Annotated in this window: 18 protein-coding genes and 1 pseudogene; 6 read left to right on the forward strand and 13 right to left on the reverse strand. The window is 58.8% G+C overall.

Annotated elements, in window-relative coordinates:
- Positions 1-61: 61 nt before the first annotated feature.
- A complete protein-coding gene (locus LB462_RS23575; RefSeq protein WP_224513051.1) occupies positions 62-901 on the forward strand; it encodes an oxidoreductase in 840 nt (279 codons plus the stop codon).
- On the opposite strand, the gene LB462_RS23580 is transcribed toward LB462_RS23575, so the two are convergent.
- A complete protein-coding gene (locus LB462_RS23580; RefSeq protein ID WP_224513053.1) occupies positions 888-1,256 on the reverse strand; it encodes an Hpt domain-containing protein in 369 nt (122 codons plus the stop codon). The two genes, LB462_RS23575 and LB462_RS23580, sit on opposite strands and share 14 nt — an antisense overlap.
- A 303-nt stretch (positions 1,257-1,559) precedes the next feature.
- On the opposite strand from LB462_RS23580, the gene LB462_RS23585 reads away from it, so the two are divergent.
- Positions 1,560-6,533, forward strand: a complete 4,974-nt coding sequence (locus LB462_RS23585) for an apolipoprotein A-IV repeat region-like domain-containing protein (protein ID WP_224513055.1) — start codon at positions 1,560-1,562, stop codon at positions 6,531-6,533.
- Positions 6,534-6,815: 282 nt separating this feature from the next.
- Here the strand turns inward: LB462_RS23585 and LB462_RS23590 are convergent, their stop codons facing one another.
- From LB462_RS23590 to LB462_RS23605, 4 genes are read right to left on the reverse strand one after another with little or no spacing between them, the layout of a single operon-like run.
- Positions 6,816-7,436 (reverse strand): ABC-type transport auxiliary lipoprotein family protein, encoded by a 621-nt coding sequence (locus tag LB462_RS23590; RefSeq protein ID WP_444359124.1) that lies wholly within the window; start codon positions 7,434-7,436, stop codon positions 6,816-6,818.
- Positions 7,437-7,472: 36 nt separating this feature from the next.
- On the reverse strand, positions 7,473-8,465 hold the full coding sequence (locus tag LB462_RS23595; protein WP_112528478.1) for an MlaD family protein: 993 nt from the start codon (positions 8,463-8,465) through the stop codon (positions 7,473-7,475).
- A 3-nt stretch (positions 8,466-8,468) separates the two neighbouring features.
- Positions 8,469-9,326: an ABC transporter ATP-binding protein gene (locus LB462_RS23600; protein WP_224513057.1), complete on the reverse strand. Its 858-nt coding sequence runs from the start codon at positions 9,324-9,326 to the stop codon at positions 8,469-8,471.
- A 7-nt stretch (positions 9,327-9,333) separates the two neighbouring features.
- Positions 9,334-10,509, reverse strand: a complete 1,176-nt coding sequence (locus tag LB462_RS23605) for an ABC transporter permease (protein WP_224513058.1) — start codon at positions 10,507-10,509, stop codon at positions 9,334-9,336.
- A 57-nt stretch (positions 10,510-10,566) separates the two neighbouring features.
- On the opposite strand from LB462_RS23605, the gene dgcA reads away from it, so the two are divergent.
- Positions 10,567-11,550 carry an N-acetyl-D-Glu racemase DgcA gene (gene dgcA / locus LB462_RS23610; RefSeq protein ID WP_224513060.1) on the forward strand — a complete coding sequence of 328 codons (984 nt, stop codon included), beginning with the start codon at positions 10,567-10,569 and terminating at the stop codon, positions 11,548-11,550.
- Here dgcA and LB462_RS23615 read toward each other — a convergent pair.
- The 3 genes from LB462_RS23615 to LB462_RS23625 form a co-directional block, all read right to left on the reverse strand.
- Entirely contained in the window at positions 11,547-12,749 is a 1,203-nt protein-coding gene (locus tag LB462_RS23615) for an MFS transporter (protein WP_224513062.1), read from the reverse strand. The two genes, dgcA and LB462_RS23615, sit on opposite strands and share 4 nt — an antisense overlap.
- 128 nt (positions 12,750-12,877) lie before the next feature.
- Complete coding sequence (locus tag LB462_RS23620) at positions 12,878-13,954, reverse strand: glycosyltransferase family 4 protein (protein ID WP_224513064.1); 1,077 nt, start codon at positions 13,952-13,954, stop codon at positions 12,878-12,880.
- A complete protein-coding gene (locus LB462_RS23625) occupies positions 13,944-14,765 on the reverse strand; it encodes a UDP-2,3-diacylglucosamine diphosphatase (protein ID WP_224513066.1) in 822 nt (273 codons plus the stop codon). The genes LB462_RS23620 and LB462_RS23625 overlap by 11 nt, the downstream gene beginning before the upstream one ends.
- Positions 14,766-14,991: 226 nt before the next feature.
- Here LB462_RS23625 and LB462_RS23630 point away from each other — a divergent pair, with 226 nt between their 5' ends.
- Together LB462_RS23630 and LB462_RS23635 are read left to right on the forward strand one after the other, a co-directional pair.
- Positions 14,992-17,289 (forward strand): NADP-dependent malic enzyme, encoded by a 2,298-nt coding sequence (locus LB462_RS23630; RefSeq protein WP_224513067.1) that lies wholly within the window; start codon positions 14,992-14,994, stop codon positions 17,287-17,289.
- A 69-nt stretch (positions 17,290-17,358) separates the two neighbouring features.
- Positions 17,359-18,285: a DUF2865 domain-containing protein gene (locus LB462_RS23635; protein WP_224513069.1), complete on the forward strand. Its 927-nt coding sequence runs from the start codon at positions 17,359-17,361 to the stop codon at positions 18,283-18,285.
- Here the strand turns inward: LB462_RS23635 and LB462_RS23640 are convergent.
- The 4 genes and pseudogenes from LB462_RS23640 to LB462_RS23655 form a co-directional block, all read right to left on the reverse strand.
- Positions 18,221-18,660 (reverse strand): annotated as a pseudogene (locus LB462_RS23640) (arginine deiminase-related protein); the annotation flags it as partial. The gene LB462_RS23635 and the pseudogene LB462_RS23640 overlap by 65 nt on opposite strands.
- Positions 18,661-18,754: 94 nt before the next feature.
- On the reverse strand, positions 18,755-19,723 hold the full coding sequence (locus LB462_RS23645) for a quinone oxidoreductase family protein (protein WP_224513071.1): 969 nt from the start codon (positions 19,721-19,723) through the stop codon (positions 18,755-18,757).
- Complete coding sequence (locus LB462_RS23650) at positions 19,720-20,817, reverse strand: Gfo/Idh/MocA family protein (protein ID WP_224513074.1); 1,098 nt, start codon at positions 20,815-20,817, stop codon at positions 19,720-19,722. Before LB462_RS23650 ends, LB462_RS23645 begins: the two co-directional genes overlap by 4 nt.
- 12 nt (positions 20,818-20,829) lie before the next feature.
- The gene (locus LB462_RS23655; protein ID WP_224513075.1) at positions 20,830-21,270 is read right to left on the reverse strand and encodes a nuclear transport factor 2 family protein; all 441 of its coding nucleotides are present in this window, start codon (positions 21,268-21,270) and stop codon (positions 20,830-20,832) included.
- Positions 21,271-21,373: 103 nt separating this feature from the next.
- On the opposite strand from LB462_RS23655, the gene LB462_RS23660 reads away from it, so the two are divergent.
- Positions 21,374-22,306: an AraC family transcriptional regulator gene (locus tag LB462_RS23660; RefSeq protein ID WP_224513077.1), complete on the forward strand. Its 933-nt coding sequence runs from the start codon at positions 21,374-21,376 to the stop codon at positions 22,304-22,306.
- Positions 22,307-22,430: 124 nt separating this feature from the next.
- Here LB462_RS23660 and gltX read toward each other — a convergent pair whose 3' ends face one another.
- Entirely contained in the window at positions 22,431-23,804 is a 1,374-nt protein-coding gene (gene gltX / locus LB462_RS23665; RefSeq protein ID WP_224513078.1) for a glutamate--tRNA ligase, read from the reverse strand.

Here is a 23,804-nt window from a genome sequence, read left to right on the forward strand (position 1 = left end):
CCTTCTTTCAAGAGGATACTATCGGTCCTATATTGTTTTCAGATAAATCAAGGAGACATTCATGGCACAGGTATGGTTGATAACGGGCAGCTCCCGCGGCCTCGGCAGGTCGTTGGCAGAAGCGGTACTACGGGCTGGCCACAAACTCGTCGCTACAGCTCGCAACCCTTCCCAACTCTCCGATCTGGCAGAGCGTTATGGCGACCAGGTCCGCCTATTCGAACTCGACGTGACCGACCCTGCGGCGGCAGACGCAGCCGTAAAAAACGCGGTCGATACGTTCGGACGCCTCGATGTCCTCGTCAACAATGCGGGCTACGGCAATGTCAACGCGATTGAAGATACAAGCCTCGAGGAATTCCGGGCGCAGATCGAGACCAATCTGTTTGGCGTCATCAATGTCACCAAGGCTGCGATCCCGGTGATGCGCGAGCAAAAATCTGGCCACATCATCCAGTTTTCTTCGGTCGGCGGCCGAATTGGAGCGCTGGGCCGCGCGCCCTACTCTGCCGCAAAGTGGGGTGTCGAGGGTTTCTCGGAAGTGCTGGCCAAGGAGGTTGGTCCACTGGGCGTCAAGGTAACGATCGTCGAGCCGGGTGGTTTTCGTACTGACTTTGCTGGCGCTTCAACCACGATCCAGAATGGTCGCCCCGAATATGATGCAACGGTGGGCGAAGTGGCCCGTTTCCAGCTCAATTACAACGGAAAACAACCGGGAGATCCTGCCAAAGCCGCGGATGCGGTATTGCACATCACGAGCCTTGACGAACCACCGTTACGGCTGTTGCTCGGCAGCGATGCCATGAACGCGGTCGAAAAGAACGATATTGCCAAGATCGAGGCCGACCGCAAATGGCGGACGTTGAGCGTTTCGACCGACTTTGATGCTAGCGCGTTATAGCGGCTATATAATCGCGGACATCATCGATGACCGGTCCCATGTCCTTGATTTTCTTCGTGTCGCTTGGCGCCTGTTCGATGGCTTCGGCCATCTCGGCGACGCGAAACGCTCCGACCGCACGGGCTGAACCTTTCAACGATTTGGCGAGACGAACGCGTTCATCCGGGTTGGCGTGCGCCAGCCGATCGACGATGCCGCATGTCTGGCGGGAAAACAGGTTGAGGATTTCGGTTTCGAGGGCCCGGTTGCCAAACGTCTCGCGTGTCAAATGGACGAGATCGATTGGCCGCTTGCGCGATGGCTTCGACTTTTCACCTCCCGGCGATGCAAAGGCCATCGATGCTTGTTGTGCCATTGGGTACTCTCCTGAACGCTTTACAATTGAACTAACAAGTTTACTCAAATGCCTCTGATTCAAGGTTAAAACGTGGCAAGCGCTGCGGGGAAATGCCCGGTTATGGTGAACGAAAGGTAAATTTTGATGTTCGTGTGAAATTTCGCTCGACCCGAAAAAATTAACCTTGTGTTTAAACTTTTAAGCATTTCCCGAATCCATTGTTTCTTTCCAATCCATGTGCCAGTACGATACAGTAGCGGCGTAGAGAGTATGGTGCGGTGGGCTTCACATGTGGTCACCGCCCAATATTGTGAGGAAAACATGGCCACAGCCCCGAAAAGCAAAGCAGTGAAGGCCGACGACGAACTCGGCCAAGCTCTTGAAAAGGCTCTCGAAATCGATTTCGATGAGTCCACGCTTGGGATGGATATGGATTTGTCACCTATTGATGACGAACTCTTGTCCTTCACTGATCTGGAAGCGCAGATATCGCAGGCAGCCCAGGAACTGGCAGCGGAAAAACTTGACCCGCCAGCGACGCCGGAACCCGTGAAAGCGCCAGAAATCAAAGCGCCTGTTTCCACTGAGCCACCGATTCCTCTGCCCGCACCAAAGCCGCAGATCAAAGCTGCCAACCCTATTCCGGCCGCACCGCCCGCGCCGCCAAAAGCGCCGGCCGTGCCCGCACAGACTTTCAAGCCGGCAAATGACGACCTGTTGCAGACCGCGACCGTGTCGCGCACGGCCAGCACCGTGCCGGCGCCAAAATCCTACGGTTTGATAACAGTCATCGTCAGCGTCCTTTGGGCAGCGGCCGTGCTCGCTCTCGGCAACGCGCTTTACGGTGCCGAGCTGCGGTCAATTCGTTCCTTCGCAGATTTTGCCGCGGCACCGCACGCAATTGCCATGCTCGTTGCCATTATCGTGCCGATCATGCTGTTCTGGGCCTTCGCGGTCATGATCCGGCGCGCCCAGGAAATGCAGTACGCGGCCCGCTCCATGGCCGAAGCGGCAATGCGCCTGTCAGAACCCGAAATGATGTCTTCGGACCGCGTAGCCTCGCTTGGTCAGGCCGTACGTCGCGAAGTCGCAGCCATGAGTGAAGGTGTCGAACGGACCCTCGCCCGTGCCGTTGAACTCGAAACGCTCGTGCAGACCGAAGTCAACCAGCTCGAACGCGTCTATACGGACAACGAGTATCGCATCCGCACGCTCGTCGACCGTCTGGGCGGCGAGCGTGAATCGGTGATCGGCCATGCTGAACGCGTTCGCGCATCGATTTCGAGCGCGCATGAGCAATTGAAGGATGAGCTGTCACAAGCGGGCGATTCATTGCGCGACAATCTCGCCAATGCCTCGACCAACCTGACCATGTCGATCAGCCAGTCCGGTGAGACACTTATCGACCGCCTGACCCAGAGCGGACAAACGATTTCCGAATCGATCGTTTCGCGTTCCGACGACATTTCACACAAGATCAGCACTTCCGGCGAAGCCTTTGCAAACCTTCTGGAAATGCGCATTGCCGCCCTGTCCGAACAGACAGATGCCGTAACGATGAAACTTGCCGATACGCTGGATGGCCGCACCAACAGCATGCTGTCGCTGCTTGGCAATGCCACACAGACGCTTGTGGGCGAATTCGATACGCGCCTTTCCGGTCTCGATACAACAATCAACGAACGTGGCCGCTCGCTACTTGCGGAGTTCGAAACCCGTGCGCAGTCGCTGGATACAAGCACCGAACGCCTCAACTCGGCGCTGGAAGCCCGTGCCCGCCAGATCAACGAACAGCTGATCGAGCGTACCCGCGATATCGCCAAGACCTTCACCGATGGCCGCGCTTCGATCGACGGCATCGTCGATGAAACCAAGGCAAAGATCGGCAATGACCTGTCGAGCCTGTCCGACTCCGTCGGCAGCCTCCTCTCCACCAATGCGGCGGCCTTTGCCGATAAACTGGTTGAAAGCCGCGAGGCACTCGCCGCAACGCTGTCGGCAGAAACAGATCGTGCCGCCGACGTCATTCGCGAACAGGCCGGCCAGATCGGCGGTCATACGTCGAACCTCAAGACCGTTCTCGAAAGCAGCACTGCAGCCATTGGCCAGATTATCGGGAGCCATGGCTCATCTCTCGAAAGTCAGGCCTCGGGCCTGCGCGCTGCGCTCGATGACAATGACGCACGCATCGGCGCAACGCTCGAGCAGCACGCCAAGGCGATCGAAGACCGCACATCGGGCATGCACGCTGCATTCTCCGATACGGATGCGAAGATCCGCGAAACGCTGGATGAGCATGCGCGCACCATCGATCTGCGCAGCTCCACCATCGAAGCGGCTATTCAGGCCAACGATTCCCGGATCGGCCAGACGCTCGATGCTCATGCCAAGATCTTCGAAGACCGGACATCCGGCATGCGCGCGGCATTTGTCGACACGCACGCCAAAATTGCGCAGACTCTCGACCACCATGCCAAGAGCCTTGACGAGCGCAACCAGGAAATCCAGCTGGCCCTGTCGAGCAGCGACGGCAAGCTGTCCGAGACATTGGCCGCGCATACGCAGGCTATCGACTCCCGCAACGCGGAAATCCAGTCGACATTGCTCGCAAGCGGCACGCGCATCGATGAAACGCTGGGTGGTTTCATCGACTCGGTCGATGACAGGACGAACCGCATTGAATCGGCACTTACCAGCAGCGACGCGCGGATCAGTGATGTGCTGACATCCCATGCAAGCGCCATCGAGGATCGTACTGCAGGGATCGAGCAGGCGCTGAGCAACAGCGATCAGCGGATCGGCCAGACCCTCGCCTCGCATGCAAGTTCGCTTGACGAACGCACCGCAGGCATCCAGTCGGCGCTCGAAAATACCCATGCACGCATCGGCGAGACGCTTGCCCAGCACGCAAACGATATAGAGGAGCGCACGTCGGGTATCCGCTCTGTGCTGGATAACAGCAACAGTCAGATTGCGAACACACTCAGCCGGCATGCCAATGACATCGAAGAACGTGCGGCAGGTATCCGTGCCGCGCTCGACAATGGCAATAACCAGTTCGGTGATACATTGGCATCGCATATCGGCGCCCTTGAGGAGCGGGCTGCTGCGATCCGCATCGCGCTTGCAGACAGCGATACGCGCATCGGCGACACGCTGAACGAACATGCCGGACTGCTCGATGACCGCATTGCCGGCATCCGCACCGCCATGGAACAAGGCAACGCCGCCATCGGCAAGACGCTCGACAACCAGGCGAGCGCCATCAGCGACCGTACGGTTGCACTTCAAGCGATCCTGCAGGACAGCGCCGAGGTGCTGGCCAAGGCCTTCGAAAACCATGGCGGAACCATCGACGAGCGCACAACGACCATGCAAAACGCTCTGGAGATGGGCGTCGATAATGTGCGCAAGTCACTGGAACAGAGTGCGACCGTCGTGGCACGCAGCCTGCGTGACAAGATCACCGAAGCCGCCTCTTCGCTCACCGGCGAGGCACAGAAGGCCGGCGAAGCGCTCGACGGCCATGGCGAGGCATTCAGCCTGCGCATGAATGAAAGCCTCGCGGAAACCGAAAAGCGTCTCGGTGAGCGGGCTCGCGAAGCAGCGGCCAATCTGGAAGCACTCGAAGCGCGCTTCTCCGCCGCAACGGATTCGACCGCGTCGAAGCTTGCGGAAAGCACGCGCGAGCTCAACGAAGTTCTCGCTGCCCGCTCGCAGGAGATTATCGGCATCCTCGACAATACGGCGCAGCCGCTGGTCGACAGCCTTGCCGACAACGGCCGCACGCTGGCCTCGCAGCTGGTCGAGGCAACAACGGCAGCAACGGAACGCCTGCGCGTCGAGAACGCCGCCCTGATCAATGCTATCGCCAGCCGTACGGCAGAGACCATTACTGCCGTTCAGGCGGCAAAGGCCGGCCTCACCGACGATGTCAGCAATCTGATCGATCGCCTCTCCGCTTCCAATGCGAAGCTCGGCGAGCTGATTGATATGGCGACCAAGAACCTCGGCGATATCGACGGGCGTCTTCTCGACACGACGACGACTTTTGCCGAAAACGCAACGAAAGCCGCTGAGTCGTTCCAGACATCGACCCGTCTCATCGACGGCAATCTCGGAAAGCTCTCGCAACTTTCGAACTCGACGCTGACGGATATTTCCGCCATCGCGAAAAGCTTCGAAGAACATGGCAGCATGCTCGACAAGGCTTCCGAACTCATCAACGCCTCACAATCGAACCTCGCATCGACCTTCGACGAGCGTCAGGAAGCCCTGCAGAAGCTCGCTGCCGGCTTGATCGCGAAGTCGGAGAGCGTCGAAAAGACCATGCGTTCGTTCGAATCGCTGGTTTCGTCGGCATTCGACCGTGCCGAAGGCCGGGCAACGCAGACGACCGAACAGATCCGCACCTCTATCTCGGAAGTCGTCGAGCAGGCATCGCAGAAGTTCGCCAATGCCACGGACGAAATCCGCCGCTCCTCTGCTGCCATCCGCGCGGAGCTGGAGGAAACCCGTTCCGAGCTGCAGCGCGGCGTAATGGACATGCCGGAAGAAGCCAAGCAGTCGACTGCGCAAATGCGCAAGGCGGTATCCGAGCAGATCAACGCTTTAAAGGAACTTGCGGAAATCGTTCAGAAATCCGGCCGTTTGACCGATGTTGGTGAAGCCCGTGCAGTACGTGCCGCAACGCCGACCCGTACGTCGGCCGTCGCAGCGCAACCGCAACGCGCCGAACCGGCGGCCACCCCACGGGCAGCCGCACCTGCTTCTACGCCGGCACAGGCACCTGCAATACGTGGCAGCCTCGACGTCCGCGGCAACGCAGCTCCGGCTGCACGCCCTGCCGGCAATGGCTGGGTTTCGGATCTCTTGCGCCGCGCATCGAGCGACGAGGCCCAGGCCGAACCAAAGGCGAAGGCACCCGAGACTGGCGGACGCTCGCCTGGCCAGGTTGTTGAATCGCTGAACTCCTTGTCGATCGACATCACCCGCGCGATTGACCATGAGGCTTCGGTCGAACTCTGGCAGCGTTATCGCGCTGGCGAACGCAACGTGTTCACCCGCCGTCTCTACACGCTAAAGGGTCAGCAGACATTTGACGAGATCAAGCGCAAGTATCAGGGCGACAGCGAATTCAAACGCGCCGTCGATCGTTACATGGATGACTTCGAACGCCTACTCGAAGACGTTTCGCGCAATGACCGCGACAATGTCATGGCGCAGAACTACCTGACGTCCGACACCGGCAAGGTCTATACGATGCTGGCGCACGCGAGCAACCGCCTGAAATAAGCGGCGGAATGTACAATAAAAAACGCGGCTTAGGCCGCGTTTTTTTGTTGGTAAATTAGACCTCTTGTTGGTGCCACCACTCCGTCATCCTTGGGCTTACCCCCGAGGACCTGAGGAGCATCACGGGTCCATTTGCTGATGCAGTCGAGCAAATGGTATGCAATTCCTCGTTATAAATCCGCACCTGTCGGGAATGCGTTGGGAAGTTGCAAGGTGCGGGCTTCTAGCCGTGGGTCCTCGGGTCAAGCCCGAGGATGACGGAGACGTGCGTGCGTTGTCCGCTCAGATGACCGACAATGTCCACGTGACTATGTCGTTCGAGGCGCTGTCAAAGGCTCTGTCAAGCGCGGCGATATAGGATGCATTGCCCTCGCCGCCGACCGGCGATGTCGCGCGGAACACACGCGCCGAGCGCACAGTCCCATTCTTGTCGTTCAATATCTTGATGGCGATTTCAACGATCGCGATCCGGCCGCTGGATACATTGATATTGAAAGTGCGGATGTCGCTGATCACCTGATAGTCGATGGCGAGGCCTTCGCCTGGACGTCCAACACCGCCAAGACGACCCGTGCTCTCGAAGGCCTGGACCAGTCGCGATTGTACGATATTCGGCAGACGGTCAGCCCATTGCGCACCCTTCAAGAAGGAAATCGAATTCGGGCCCGATCGAACGACAATATTTTCGCCATCGAGCGCCTTGAGCGCGGAGGGTGCTGCGATCAAGATCTGACGGCCCTGCTTCTTCGGTGAAGAAACGTCTGGCGAAGCGCTGGAAAGATCGAAAGTATCAAGCTTCTTGGAGCTTGCGCAGGCTGAAACGGACAAAGCCAACAGCAGAGCGGCAATAGTCGTTCTTGTTTTCACCAGCGCCCCTCTGTCCGTGTCATGCGAACGCACCAACCCCACTGACTTTCATGCGATGCGAATCGCCCAAAGTCAACGGCGTGTGCGTCCGTCATACTCCGGAACGCTTCCGCCTCCACCAAAAATTACGCGCTGCGGGTTCTTTTCAAGGTCGGTGATCGCCCGTTCGATGCGCTGAACCGACTGACGGCTCTCGTTTACGAGCGCCTGTACGTCGCGCAGGCCCTGCCCGGAGAATCGGTTGATATTATCGGTGATCGGCCCGAGCCGGGCATTCAGATTGTCGGCAACCGCGCGATAGGATTTGAGCGTATCCTGCGCCTCCCTGACGACGCTGCCATCCTGGTCCGACAGCTGCTTGTCGAGCTTGGCAAGAACGCCATCGACCCGTGTCGATGCACTGTTGAGCCGGGTCATCATTTGCCGCGCTTCTTTCACCACAGCCTGAACATCTTCGGCACTCTGGCTGAATTTATCGATGACGTCGGAATTGTTGGCCAGTGCATCGGTAAACTTCTTGGTATTGTTGACGGTGTCGACCAACGGGCCCTTCACTTCGGTGATGAAGCTTTCAATGGATCCTACAGCACCATCGACACGCTCGAGAATTGTCTGCGCCTTCTGCAAGAGGTTGTTGACTACCGAAGGATCAGCATCCATGCGCGCGATCTGATCGTCTTTGGCCGCTTCTTCCAGCAAGTTTGGTTCGTTGAGCTTTCCACCCTTGAGCTCGATGAAGGCCTGTCCGGTCAGGCCGGCAAAGCCCAATGTCGCCTGCGTGGAACGGGTGATGGGCGTCGTCGCGTTGACTTCCGTCTGGGCAATAACCGCATCAGGATTGTTGGCGTCGATGGACAGGCGCCGTACGCTGCCAACCTTGATGCCGTTGAACAGCACCTGGCTGCCCTCGGCCAGCCCGGTGACCGAGCCGACAATACGGATTTCAAGCGTCGCGGTCTCGCTACGATCGCCATAACGGGCGATCCAATAGACAAATCCAAAGGCGAGGATGCACACTATGAGCGTGAAGACACCGACCAGGACGTAGTTGGCTTTCGTTTCCATAGATTACTTCGTGTGATCCTGCTCTGCCCTGGGCTGCTCGTGCGTCGATCGCCGTCTGTTATCGCCATTCGAGACTATCTGGCGTGCGCGCTTTCCGCGGAAATATTCCTGGACCCACGGATCGTCGAACGCCAGCATGTCTTCAATCGTTCCCTCAACGAGAACTTTCTTCTTTCCCAATACCGCGATTCGGTCGCAAACGGCGAACAAGCTGTCGAGGTCGTGGGTCACCATATAAACTGTCAAACCCATCGTATCGCGCAAATTGGCGATGAGTTCGTCGAATTCCGCCGCACCTATCGGATCGAGCCCCGAAGTCGGCTCATCGAGAAAGACGATTTCCGGATCAAGCGATAGGGCGCGCGCCAGGGCAGCGCGCTTGATCATGCCGCCTGAAAGCTCCGACGGAAACTTTTCAGCCGTATCAGCCTTGAGGCCGACCAGTTCGATTTTCAGCCGAGCGAGCTCATCCATGAGCCTTTGCGGAATATCGAGGTATTCCCGCATCGGCACCTGGATATTTTCAAGCACGGTCAAGGCAGAAAACAACGCGCCCTGCTGGAACAACACGCCCATGCGCATGTCGACGCCCAGCTTCTCCTGTTCCGAGGCACGATCTATATCATGACCGAAGATCTTGATCTGTCCGCTCTGTTTCTGGTTGAGACCGAGGATCGCCCGCATCAGCACCGATTTGCCTGTGCCGGACGCGCCGACGAAACCAAGAATCTCGCCGCGATAGACGTCGAGCGAGAGATTATCCAGAATCTTCGCCCTGCCGAATGACACGCTGACATCCTTAACCGAAAGGATCACTTCTTGCGCGTCAGTGTCGGGTTGTTTGTTTGCTGCCGGAGTCATACTTGGCTCAAAAATTGATCGATGCGTAGAAGACTGCAAAAATGCCATCGACCACGATAACGACGAAAATGGACTTCACCACGGACGCCGTCACTCGCTGACCGAGAGACTCAGCGCTGCCGCCGACTTTCATGCCCTCCACCGATGCCATGATGCCGATAATCATCGCCATGAATGGCGCTTTGATCAGACCGGCCAGATAGCTCGACGTATCGATTGCGTCACGCAATCGCTGAATAAACGCATCGGGCGTGATACCGGAATAGGCCCAGGTGATTCCCATTGCACCGCCTAACGCCGCGAAATCCGCAATGATCGTCAACAATGGCAGGGCAATCACCAGTGCCACCAGGCGCGGAAACACCAGCACGCCGACCGGGTTGAGGCCGATGACGGTGAGCGCATCGGTCTCTTCACGCATTTTCATCGAGCCGATTTCAGCCGTGATGGCACTTCCCGAACGGCCGGCGATCATGATCGCAGTCAGCAGCACACCGATCTCGCGCAACACCAGAATACCAACAAGATCGACGACGAATATCTCTGCGCCGAAATAGCGAAGCTGAAATGCGCCCTGCTGAGCGATGATCGCACCGATGATCGTTGACATCAGCACCACCACCGGCACGGCGCCGATACCCATGCTGTCGAGCTGATGCACGATCGCAGCTGGCCTGATGCCGCTGCGCCCGCTGCCCTTCATCTGGGCGCCGCGCACGGTTGCACCGAGGATATGCATGGCCTTGGTGAAATCGTCGCCAAAGGCGTACACGGTTCTGCCGATGGCTTCCAAAAAGCGAATCAGCAGGGATGGCCGTTCGATATGAACCGGCTCCTCAGGAGCCGAAGCAGCTTCGCCTACGGCTTCAAACAATGCGCCCCAGCTTTCGGATTGTCCCTCGACGGTGACCTGCTTGCCAGCCTTCTCAAGTGTGGTTCGCAGGCGTTCTATCAGCCAGGTTCCTGCGGTATCCAGCAATTCAATGCCGGAAACCTCGATTATTGCACTGGAAAAACTGTGGTCGTGGGCAATTTCGCGCATGCGGTCATCGACACGGCGAACATTGCGTGTCGTCCATGCACCCGATAGCGTGATCGTCGCGCGGTCGCCGTCCTTGCTGAATTCAACGTGAGGCGGCGCTGCGGTAGAAGCACTTGAATTGTTTGCTCTATCGGTCAACATCACACACACATATCGAGTCTCGTGCTTCCTGTCACTTGAACAATTAAGGCGTGAAATATGGTTGTGAGCGTAGAAATATCGGTGGAGCGCTGGCCCATTGCCGGAACATTTACGATCTCTCGCGGCTCGAAAACCGAGGCGGCCATTGTGCTGTGTACGCTGTCTGACGGAACGTTCACCGGACGTGGCGAGTGCGTGCCCTACGCGCGCTATGGCGAGAGCCTGGACTCCGTTTGCGCCGAGATCGAAGGACTGCGCGACGCATTGGCAAATGGCGCCGCACGAGATGCTTTGCCGGCATTGATCGGTGCTGGTGCGGCCCGCAATGCGGTCGATTGCGCATTGTGGGACCTGGAGGCAAAACGCAGTGGCAAAGCCGTTGCTGATTTTCTTGGCTTGTTACCTTTGCACGATCTGACGACAGCGGTGACCGTTTCCTTCGGCGACGCCCAGACCATGGCTGCCGCGGCTCGGGACTTCGCCGACCGTCCGTTGATCAAGGTCAAGGTTGGCGGCGAGAACGATGCCGAGCGCATTCGAGCGGTCGCAGACGCCGCACCTTCAAGCCGCATCATACTTGATGCCAATGAAGGCTGGAGCGACGAAAACATTGTTGAAAACATGCTGGCTGCAGCGAAGGCCGGCGTCGTGCTGATCGAACAACCTTTACCAGCCGGCAACGATGCCATTCTCACCAAAATACCACATCCGGTGCCCATCTGTGCCGACGAGAGTGCCCATGGCACAGACGATCTGCACACACTCCTTGGCCGCTACGACAGCATCAATATCAAGCTCGACAAAACGGGAGGCCTCACTGAAGCGCTGCGGATGCAGAAGCGCGCCCGGGAGCTTGGTTTTGGTATCATGGTCGGATGTATGGTTGGGACGTCCTTGGCCATGGCACCTGCAGTACTGCTGGCGCAGGATGCGGATTTCGTCGATCTCGATGGACCTTTGATCCTGCGCGAAGACCGCAAACCTGGCCTTTTGTTCCAAGGTAGCCGCATCTCACCGCCACTCCCCGAACTGTGGGGCTAACCCTCTCGTTGCTCCAGCCTTAGTGCAACGATAGCAAGGCCAAGACCGCACGCAGCGAGAATTACCATCACGTAAAAGCCATAGATCCCGGTGGCGCTGTAGAGCGGGCCCGACGCCATGGTGGCGATGGCGAGCGATGTACCGATGAAGAACGTCGAAAGCCCCTGTGCGGTGCCGCCGCGTTCCTCGGGTATGGTGAGTGCTATCATTTTTTGCATGCCGAGGAACGACAGCGCGAAGGAAAACGCGTGCAGGCTCTGGACGGCGAGAAATCCAGCAACGCCAAGACCGGCGGGCGCAATGAGCGGAAAAACCGCCCAACGGAACATCGCAACGGCCGAGCCGATGATCAGGACTTTAGCCGGATGCAGGCGGCCGAACAGTCGACGGAAGAACGTAAACATGATGACTTCGGCAACGACGGAAATCGACCACAGCGCGCCGATCATAGTCTCCTCGATGCCGATCGATTTCCAGTAGATCGCGGAAAAGCTGTAGCCATAGGCATGGCTCGCCTGCGTGATGCCGGTGGCAATGAGAAAGGTGACGAAAGCCGGCCTGCGCAGCGCCCTCCCCGCATCCGCGATATCCATATCCGATAGCGGTGAAAGACGCCGTGGCTTGCCGATGCGCGGCACGATGAAGCTCATGCCACAGGCTGCTATCAGCGTGGCTAAAAGTGCCCACGGGATGATGTGCTCACCCACTTGCTGGATGAACACACCGCCAACGAAAGACGTGAGTAGAAACGATATCGAGCCCCATACGCGCATCTTCGCGAAATCGGCGCCATACCGGCGGACGCCGGACAGTGCGATCGTGTCGGCAAGCGGCACCTGCGACGTCCATGGCGGGGCAAGCATCAGGGATACTATCAGAATTCCGATGAAGCCGAACGGGACGAAATAGAAGGCCGCAACGATGACGGCCAGGATTGTCGCCATGGTCAGTATGTGAGCGCGATCATTCGAACGATCGGCGAGCATCGATACCAGCGGCGCGGCGATGACACGCACGAACAGCGGCATCGACAATACGATAGAGATTTGCGTCGGTGTCAGCGCGCGATATTCGAGCCACAACGGAAAGTACGGCAGATGCAGACCGCTTGATGTGAAAATCGCAAAATAAGCCAGCGCAACCCGCAGCTCGAAGCGAAACGGCATGTCCTGGATAGGGTCCGCTGCAGCGGCTGTCATGGAAAAACTTTCGGAAGATCGAGCGGTTCAGGTGGAATCGCAACCCTGCGTTGCCTGAGATTCGCAACTATCACGAAATTCGCCAAGCGCCTAGAAACGCTCGAGTATCATCCGCAACTAACATGATGTTATCGCGCTGATACGATCTTCCCGGATTTTACATTGCGTGGTGCTGGCGCAGTCGCACCGCCAATCGTCGTCAGCACGCTCTCGAATATGTCGGCGCAGGCTTCCCAGCTGAATCCCTTGAGTCTGACGTCCGGATCGACCCGGCCCATTTCCAGCGCGCCCAACGCGGCCTTTTGCAGATTTTCGGAAAGAACACCCGCGCCTGACGCGCCGATAACATCCTTTGGGCCCGGAACGGGATAACCTGCAACAGGCAGCCCGCAGGCTATGGCCTCAAGCAGGACAAGACCGAACGTGTCCGTGCGGCTCGGAAAGACGAAGACGTCCGATCCCCCATAATAGCGAGCAAGGGTTTCCCCTTCTTGCTTCCCGGCAAACACCGCATCGGGATACTTCCGCCTCAATTCATCCAGATCCGGACCGTCGCCTACGATGAGTTTGGTGCCAGGCAGATCGAGAGAAAGGAAGGATTCAAGATTCTTTTCTGGCGCGACACGGCCGACGCAGAGAAAGACAGGTCGGGGCAGCTTGAGATCGACATCGGGTTGCGGCCGGAAAAGCTCACGGTCAACGCCGCGCGTCCACACTTTCAGCGTCGCAAAGCCGCGTTCGGCCAGTTCGTCATGGATGGACTGTGTCGGGACCAGGCAATGTTCGGCTGCATTATGGAAACGCCGCAGGAAGGCATAGGACCACGACAGTGGAACAGGCAGCCGCTCGCGCAGGTATTCAGGAAAACGCGTATGGAAGCTGGTGGTAAATCGCCAGTTATTCTTCAGGCAAGCACGTCTTGCCATGATACCGAGCGGCCCCTCGGTGGCGATATGCACATAAGCCGGCTGCAGCGCTTCGATGCGCGCCCTGATTGCAAGGGGATGCGTCAACGCCAGACGGATTTCCGGATAGGTCGGGCAAGGCGCAGAACGATAATCGGCAGGCGAGATGATCGTTACTTCAAAGCCGCGCGCTTCCATCTGCTCGCGCAGCTTGGTCAGCGTGCGAACCACGCCATTGACTTGCGGGTGCCAAGCATCCGAGACGATGACCAGGCGCTTCGCTTGACCCTCAGGCTGCATTCGCCGCCTTTGGACGCTTGTCATCCAGCCGGACGACAGGCGCGAAGCCTGCCTGTTCGCCGATCAGATGCGTCCAGGAAAGGAGTTCCATGCGGCCATCGAAATGCTCGACGATAGCCGTGCAGCTTTCCACCCAATCACCGGTATTGATGTATTCGATGCCGTCGATCTGCTCGATCGTTGCATGGTGGATATGGCCGCAGATCACGCCATCCGCGCCAATGCGCCGGGCCTCGTCCGAAACCACGGTCTGGAACGATCCGATAAAGTTCACAGCTTTCTTGACGCGGAACTTTGCCCAAGCCGAAAACGACCAGTAACGCAGGCCAAGCATGCGCCGTACCTTGTTCATAAGTGTGTTGATTGCGAGCGCAGCGTCATAGGCCCAATCGCCGAGATAGGCGATGTGGCGGGCATTGCGCACAACAACGTCGAACTGGTCGCCGTGGATGACGAGGAATTTCCGGCCGTCCGCGGTTTCATGCATGATCCGGTCCATGACCTCGATGCCGCCGAAGTGCGTTCCCTGGAAATCACGCAAGAACTCGTCATGGTTGCCAGCAATGTAGAGGATACGCGCGCCCTTGCGGCTTTTGCGCAGTAGCTTCTGCACGATGTCATTGTGCTCTTGTGGCCAATGCCAGTTGCGGCGCAGGCGCCAGCCATCAACGATATCACCAACCAGAAAGATCGTATCGGCGTCGTGGTATTTCAGAAAATCCAGTAGAAAACTGGCCTTCGCACCTTTCGAGCCGAGATGCACATCGGACAGGAAAAGCGTGCGGAATTTGCGGGCCTCGATCTCGACCATGGTGCTGATCTCCGTTCAGCTGACGCAAAGGCGCGTCCATTTGCGCTGACACAAACCTGATTCATGCAACAGTCTTATGACGGCACGGAAAAGTGCGTGTTTCGGCAAGATAGGCACTTGTAACGAAATCGCGTTCCGTTATGCCTCTGGATGACATTTTAGCGTGCTGGAAAATTTGAATCGCCAGTGTATAAACGCGCGAGCCAAATCCCGGAGGACATCGTCAATGGCCAACGACCAAACGCCCAGCAACTCTGATCTCGAAGAAAGCGCGCTGTTCTATCATCGCTTTCCTCAGCCGGGTAAGCTGGAAATCCAGGCGACGAAGCCGCTTGGAAATCAGCGCGATCTTGCCCTCGCCTATTCTCCCGGCGTCGCTGCGCCATGTCTGGCGATTCACGAGAATCCAGCGACGGCCGCCGACTATACGAGCCGCGCCAATCTCGTCGCAGTCATCTCCAACGGCACCGCTGTCCTCGGCCTCGGCAATATCGGCCCGCTCGCGTCCAAGCCCGTGATGGAAGGCAAGGCTGTCCTCTTCAAGAAATTCGCCAATATCGATGTGTTCGATATCGAAATAGACGCACAGGAAATCAGCAAGATCGTCGATGTGGTAGCGGCGCTGGAGCCGACTTTCGGCGGCATCAATCTCGAAGACATCAAGTCGCCGGAATGTTTTGAAGTCGAGGAACAACTTCGCGCCAAAATGAACATTCCGGTGTTCCATGACGACCAGCATGGTACTGCGATCATCGTGGCGGCGGCTATTCTCAACGGCATGGAACTTGCCGGAAAAGAGCTCTCCAAGATCAAGATCGTCGCTTCCGGGGCCGGCGCCGCGGCAATCGCTTGCCTGAACCTCCTTGTGAAGCTCGGCGTTGACCGCAAGAACATCTGGGTCTGTGACCTTGACGGTGTCGTCTATGAGGGCCGCAATACGCTGATGGACCGCTGGAAATCGGTCTACGTGCAGAAAACCGATGCGCGGGTTCTCGCGGATGTCATCGGCGGAGCTGACGTCTTTCTCGGCCTTTCGGCCGCCGGTGTGCTCAAGCCCGAGCTGTTGAAGCAGATGGCACCGAACCCGCTGATCATGGCCTTGGCCAATCCAAACCCGGAGATCATGCCGGATGAGGCGCGCGCGGCCCGTGCCGATGCGATGATTTGTACCGGCCGTTCGGACTTTCCCAACCAGGTCAACAACGTCCTCTGCTTCCCCTTCATCTTCCGCGGCGCACTCGATTGCGGTGCACGGGCGATCAATGAGGAAATGAAGATGGCGGCAGTGCAGGCTATTGCCGCGCTGGCTCGCGAAGAGCCATCGGACGTTGCCGCCCGCGCCTATTCCGGCGAGACGCCTACGTTCGGACCGAATTACCTCATCCCCTCGCCATTCGATCAGCGCCTCATTCTGCGGATCGCGCCGGCTGTTGCCAAAGCCGCGATGGACACCGGCGTTGCCGAACGTCCAATCGAGGATTTCGACGCCTATCTCGACCGGTTGAACCGCTTCGTCTTCCGCTCCGGCCTGATCATGAAGCCGATCTTCACCGCGGCAAAAACGGCGGAGAAGAAGCGCGTTATCTATGCGGATGGCGAGGATGAACGGGTCTTGCGCGCAGCCCAGGTTGTGCTGGAAGAAGGCATCGCCATCCCGACCCTGATTGGACGCCCGCAGGTCATAGAGACGCGTCTGCAGCGCTATGGGCTGAAGATCAAGATCGGCACCGATTTCGATGTCATCAATCCCGAGGATGATCCGCGTTATCGCGATTACGTCGATCTGCTGCTCAATCTCACAGGACGGCGGGGCACAACACCGGAAGTCGCTCGCACCATGGTTCGCGCCAGTGGCACCGTCATCGCAGCACTTGCTATCGTTCGCGGTGAAGCCGACGCAATGATCTGCGGTCTTGAAGGCCGTTTTGAGCGGCACTTGCGTAATGTCGACCAGATTATTGGAAAACTGGAGGGCATACGCAATTTCTCCGCGCTGAGCCTGCTGATTTCGCAACGCGGTGTGCTGTTCCTGACCGACACCTACGTCAGTATCGATCCGACTGCAGAGGAAATCGCTGAAAAAACGGTTCTTGCCGCCAACGAAATCCGCCGCTTCGGCATCGAGCCCAAGGCAGCCTTGCTCTCGCATTCCAATTTCGGCTCACGCGATTCCGAAAGTGCAGCAAAGATGCGGAGCGCATCAGAAATTCTGCGCGTCAAGGCGCCTGATCTGGAGCAGGATGGCGAAATGCATGGCGATTCCGCGCTTTCGGCGATCCTGCGCGAGCGCGTACTTCCGCATTCGCGGCTGAGCGACGAAGCCAATCTGCTGGTTTTCCCTAATCTCGACGCGGCGAATATCACCCTCAACGTCGTCAAATCCGTCACCGATGCCTTGCATGTCGGCCCGATCCTGCTCGGTGCCGCCAAGCCCGCACATATCCTGACGCCGTCGGTCACATCGCGCGGTATCGTCAACATGACGGCACTGGCGGTGGTGGAAGCATCTCAACGCGTTGATTAACAGGCGGGTGTCTTATTGCTGCCGCATGGCCGTGGCTGGTTCGTGCGCATTCACTCGCCTCGAATGCGCATGACAATCTTGGGCCGCCGCATGTACCGGACATTTCAGATCGCCTTTATGGCAGCGACCGCCGTCTTGGCGGCGGCGCAACTTTCTTCCGCAAATTCAGATATTTGCGCGCGCATGCTGCACCGGCTGGACGAGCTCAACCGCAACGCCGATGTCGATGACTTCGAACTCAGTTTGCGGCGTGACCGCGTCGAAGCCGCGCTCGATGCCAATAATTGTTCTGCCGTGGACGACCGCGTCTATGATGACCCGGAGCCGGACACGGCGGGTTCGCAGTCTTACGAGGTTCTGGGGAAAGAGCCCGAACCTGTCGAGCCGGAAATGAGTACAGCTCCGGTCTATGGCGGCCGATACCAGACACTTTGCGTGCGTGCATGTGACGGCTACTATTTCCCGCTCTCCTATGAAACCGGCGCGGAGAATTTCTCACGCGATCAGGCGCAGTGCCAGTCCCAGTGTCCCGGCGCAAAGCTGTACTATCAGCCCACAGACAATCCAAATCCTGAAAGGATGACTTCGTTAAGCGGCGAAGATTACAAGGACATGCCGAATGCCTTCAAATTCAGGAAGGTAGGAGCCAATGGAACGCCGCAATGCGGTTGCCAGAGATCGGCCGGAAATTTCACCACCTTGGGCAATCCAGCGGCGGCGACATCAGCCATAGGAAAGCCCGGAGAACCAGCCAAAGTTGTCGAACCTGCGAAGCCTGTTGAAACCACAGTCGAGCCGACAGTGCCGGCAGCTCAATCGACCGAAAATTCGTCGTCCATTATTCAGCTGGGTGAACCCGCAAAGACCAAGACGGAAGCACCGCTGCCGCAGCCGCTTACCGGCGACAAGCCGATCGATCCGAACCGCAAGGTCAGGGTCGTCGGGCCAACGTTCCTTCCCGACCAAGAAGAGATGGACTTCGGGAAAAAACCTTGACGATCAATCCGTTGTAACTTTTTCGCGCGGCGGAATCGGAATTCGACAGACGCGGCATAAAATGAAACCCTGCCAGTGTGCAGCGAACCGAACCGCCGGCACGCTCGATAGTCGGAGTATGAAGCGGAACGAGTGTTGTGCCGTCATCGATGTCGCACATTGATCCGCGTCGAACGCGGCAAGCGCCGTGGTCGACAGCGCGAGGATGCGCCGTCCGTCGTGACCCTGAAGCTCCAGCGCGTTACCGGCGAAATTCGCGATCTGCATGCTGGTCAAGGCAACGACGGTGCGACTGGGTCGCTCAAGCCGGACGACGACTTCGTCGCGCCGTCGCCGCTCGGTTATCATGTGCGTGCCGATCATGGCGAACTGCGTCGGCCACGAGGTCTCCTCTGATATCAGTCGTCGGCTAGTTGGACGCAGCGGAGCTGCCAGTTGAGCAACAGCAAGCGCGAACGAGAGCGAACCACTAGGGAAGGAGGAGCAGCTTTCCGACGCTGCTTCTGCTTTCCATAAGCTGATGCGCCTGCGCGGCGTCCGCCAGGGCGTATTCTGCCCCAATCTTGACCTTGAGGTCCCTGCTTCCAACCAGTCCGAACAGCGCCGCGGTGCGCTCGCGGAAGAGTGAGGGAGTGTGGATATGGTCCAGGAAGACAGCATAGCCGATCTTGATGCTCTTCGGCAGTTGCATGAGCTCCAAGGATTGTGGGGCGCCCAGCACCGGGCCGAACCAGCAAAACGTACCGGAGCGCCGCAACGATGCCACAGAATCCTCAAACGTCGCCGGCCCCGAGCCGTCGTAGACGACGTGCACGCCTTCACCCCCCGTCAGCCGCAGCGCCTCGTCGGCAAACTTGCCGTCGCTGTTGACGATGACATGATCCGCGCCGGCGTTCCTCGCGGCGGCCACCTTATCCTCGCTCGAAACCCGGCCGATGACCCGACCACCGCGCAGCTTGATCAATTGCGTCAGCAGCAGGCCGACGCCGCCCGCGGCGGCGTGAACCAGTGCGACATCACCCGGCTGAACAGGATGGAAGTCCGTCGCGAAATGGCTGGCGGTCAGCCCCTGCATCATCAGCGCTGCCGCCGTCCTGTCGCTGATCGCATCCGGCACGGGCGCAAGCGAGGTAACCGGCAACGCGATGCGTTGCGCGTAGCTGCCCGGACCATAGACCCAGGCGACGCGCTGGCCCGGCCTAAACTCGGTTACGCCGTCGCCCACGGCGACGATGCGGCCCGCACCTTCGACGCCTAGGATCTTCGGATCCGGCAGGTCGGTCCAGATGACACCGCGTCGGGCGCCGATGTCCATGAAGTTGACCCCCGCGGCGGCGATCTCGACCAGCGCCTCGCCCGGACCGGGCGCGGGATCCGGCAGATCGACCCATTCTAGCGCCTCGGTTCCGCCGGGCCGCCTCATCCTGACCGCCTTCATCTTAAGCGGCCTCGCTCGATACCGGCGCTACGCTCGATCGCATCGATAAGGCGATGCAATTCGACGGCGTCGTCGAAGGTTGGGCTGAGGCGGGTGCCCTGCCGCATGTCGGATGCTATCCTGGCATAGGCGACGGCAATGCCTTGCGACGGCCCTTCGGCGAAGTGATCCATGCCGTAAAACGCCGGTATCTCGATCGCTTGCAGCGCCTGATCGCCGCTCGCGCCCATCAGCCTAAAGCCGCCGAAGCCCGCATAGCCGACCGGGCTGGTGAGAATGATGTCCCCTCCCGTGCCGTTGATCTCGAGATGGAAGTTGGTCCCGCGCGACAGCCCGCCGCGAAAGTGCGTAGCCACAACCACGCCGTTCGCCAGCGTGCCGTTCACGACGACCTGGTCCGGAACAGTCATCGGCAGCACAGCGCCCGTCTCGTCGGTCCGGGTCGTCTTGCGGCGAATGGCATATCTGGCGTCCACCGTCTCAAACCGACTGCCAAGCACGTCGAGCAATCCGTCGATCGAATGGGCAAAGACGACGTTTTGCATGCCGGCGCCCATTGCAGGGTCGAGCGTGTAGGCGAAGGTCTCGCTCATGGACGCGCCGAAGGTGATGCCGGAGCCGATCATCGTCGCAGACAGGACCTCGCCGACATAGCCGTCCCGGATGAGGTCCCGGATGTGGGCGAAGGCCGGCGTCGCGCGCGTCTGGAGGCCGATTGTGGTCGCTACGCCTTTCGCCTTCGCCCGGTCGCGCATCGTCACGGCGTCGGCGAGGTTCATGCCGAGCGGCCACTCCGAAAAGACGGCCTTGCCGGCGTCGATCACACGGGTGACGAGGTCGAGGTGGTGCGGAACCTTGACGGCGATAACCACCACGTCAACCTCCGGATAATTCATCAACGCCTCGTTCGTCGTCAGTGCATGAGGAACGTTGAATTTTTGGGCGGCGGCTTGAACTGCCTCCGCATTGCGGTGGCTGATCGCAGTCAAGCGAAATTCGGGAAGCTGCTGCAGGGCGGGAATATGGGTCATCGTCGCCCAGCCCTTTTCGGGATGGACGCCGATGATGCCCACCCGGATCGGATCGTCAGTCATGGGGATATTCCTTTAATTCTGGGTGATTTCGAGGATCGTCCGGCGCAGCTGCAGGCGCGCGATGCGCCAGCCCTCCGCGCTATGGACCCATGTTTCGTGATAGTGACCATAGCCGTGCAACCGCGCCGGCTGGTCAGCCCGAGGGGCGGGATTGACGACGATGTCTTCCATCGCCCAGATCGCGGTGATCTCACGCTCGGAGACGATGTCGATCTCGGCATTGTGCAAATGATGGCTTGAGCGCGCGCCGTCGAGAAAGTTGCGAACAGCGCTTGCAAATTCTTCTCGCCGGCTAAAGGCGGCAATAGTGTTTCCGTCCGAATCGAGCATCTCGATCGTTGGCTCTGGGACGAAAAGAGCGGCGAGTTCATCCCATTGCCCGGTATCTACGAAGCGGCAGTAGCGTGCCTTGACGCGCCGTACCTGCTCAATCGGATAATTCGCTTTCGCCATGACGTGCATCTCCTTTACGATGCACATGTATGTGCGCTTTCAACTTCTTTAAGCTACCGAAAGTCCCAATTTATTGCTCGATCGTCCAGAACAGCGTGGAATTATGGACCCTCTGACCGAAACTCTCGTCGAGATGCGAATCCGCAGCGCGACCTTCACGCGACTGGAGGCCACCGCCCCATGGGCCTGGGCATCACAGGGCGACCGAGCGGTCAAGTTCGTTCTCGTCGTGCGCGGCTCGGGTGTCCTCACTACGGTCAATCATCCGGAGCCGATCCACCTTCGTGGCGGCGATGTCTTCATCATGCTCGATGACGAGCCGTATCGGATGTACGATCATGAAGCCTCACTGCCGATACCGTGCGTCGATGTAGAGAAGCTCCGTATCGGTCATCGGATCGAGGTCGGCGGTGGTGGCGCGCCCACCACCTTTGTCAGTGGCTCTTTCGAAATGGACAGGTTAGATCTGCGGCCGCTCATCAGCGTCCTGCCGCGGCTGCTCCATCTAAAGCTCGACCAGAACCGTAGCCTGGCCTTTCAGTCGGTGCTGGAGTTGCTAGCCGGCGAGACCGAGGCGCCCGGCCTCGGCTCGGAAGCTGCGGTCAGCCGCCTGTTCGAGCTCCTCTTCGTGCATGCGATCCGGGCCTACTCCGCACAGCCCGGCGGACCAGGAGTCGGCTGGCTGGCGGCAATCTGCGACCGAAACCTGGCGCGCGCAGTCGAGGCGATGCACACCGAGCCGGCAGCAAACTGGACATTGGATCTGTTGGCGAAACAGGCCGGGATGTCCCGCTCCGCCTTCGCCGCACGCTTCAAGGCGGTAGTCGGACAGACCCCGCTCGACTATCTCACTCGCTGGCGCATCTATCGCGCCAGCCGCCACATCCAGCGCAGCGGCGCCTCCGTCGCCGCGGTGGCGCGCGAGGCCGGCTACGACTCGGTGGCGGCCTTCAACCGTGCGTTCAAGCGCGAGACGGGCCTCACGCCAGGAGCATTCCGCAAGGCGGCGAAGGCCGGCGCGGAACAGGTGGGATGAGAGGCTGCCTCCGTGACAGTTCCGTTGACGACCAACTCACAGGCCGCGTTTTGTTCTTTTGGCACTGCGTCTCGACTGCCGTAATAACGCCCCGGAAAACATTGCGCTTTCCGGGGTTTTCTGGTCAGGGTCGTCGGGCCAACGTTCCTTCCCGACCAAGAAGGGGCAACAAATCTGCGAGCTCCGGACCAGAAGACAGCCCAGTAAGCGCGATACGCAGTGGCATGAACAGCGGCTTGCCCTTGCGGCCGCTCTGGGCTTTCACCGCATCGGTCCACAGCTTCCAGGTCTCGCGGTTCCAGGGCTCGGGCGGCAGTAGATCGAAAGCGGCACGAACGAATTCGCGGTCCTCTTCGGCAAGCTGTTCGTCCGTCGCAGGACTTTCTTTGATGATCTTCCACCAATTCGTAGCATCGGACACGCGCGAAAGATTGCCCCGAACTGCGAGCCAGAATTCTTCCGCGCGGTCGCCCTCGATACCAAGCGCTACAAGGCGATCCTTTGCTTGCGCATAGGGCATTGCGTGAATCAGCGCGCGGTTGAGCGCATCCAGTTCAGCCGGGTCGAACTTCGAAGCCGATTTGGAGGTTGCCGCCGGGTCGAAAATATCGGCCAGCGTGGCCATGTCCGGTACGGCAGTCACATTTTCCGACGTTCCAATCAACACCGCAAGACTGGCCACAGCCATCGGTTCATAGCCGTCACGCCGCAAACTGCCGATCGAAAGCGCACCGGTACGCTTGGAGATCCCCTCTCCCGACGCCGTGGTCAGGAGGTTGATGTGACCAAGTTCGGGAACCTTGGCACCCAGAGCCTCGATGATCGAAATCTGTACGCCACTGTTGGTAATGTGGTCGTTGCCACGGATGATATGGGAGATGTCCATGTCGATGTCGTCAACGACCGAAGTGAACGTATAGAGATAGGTGCCATCTTCCCGTATCAGAACCGGATCAGAAAGCGAGGCGAGATCAACCGTTTCCCTGTCGCGCACAAGATCGTTCCAGTGAACTTCGGTCCTCGTTACCGAAAACGGATCGTCCTTGAAGTTTGGCAGCAGGAAGCGCCAATGCGGCCGGCGCCCTTCCGCCTCAAGCTTTTCTCTATCGGCTGACGTCAGCTTCAGGGCATCGCGCCCATAGATTGGCGGGAGGCGCCGCGCCAGGCGCAGCTTGCGCTTGCGTTCAAGTTCCTCGGCAGTCTCGTAGCAGGGATAAAGCACACCGGCTGCCTTGAGTTTTTCGGCCGCAGCATCATAGATCGGGATGCGCTTCGACTGGTATTCGATGCGCACCGGTTTGATGCCCAGCCAGTCGAGGTCCGCGATCGTCGCTTCAGCGTATTCCGTCTTGGAACGAACGGTATCCGTGTCGTCGAAGCGCAGGATGAATTGGCCATTGTTCTTGAGGGCGAAAAGCCAGTTGAACAAGGCAATACGTGTATTGCCAATGTGGATATAGCCGGTCGGAGACGGTGCAAAACGGACGATAATGGTCAT

This window comes from Phyllobacterium chamaecytisi (assembly GCF_020164455.1).
Classification (GTDB): Bacteria; Pseudomonadota; Alphaproteobacteria; order Rhizobiales; family Rhizobiaceae; genus Phyllobacterium; species Phyllobacterium chamaecytisi.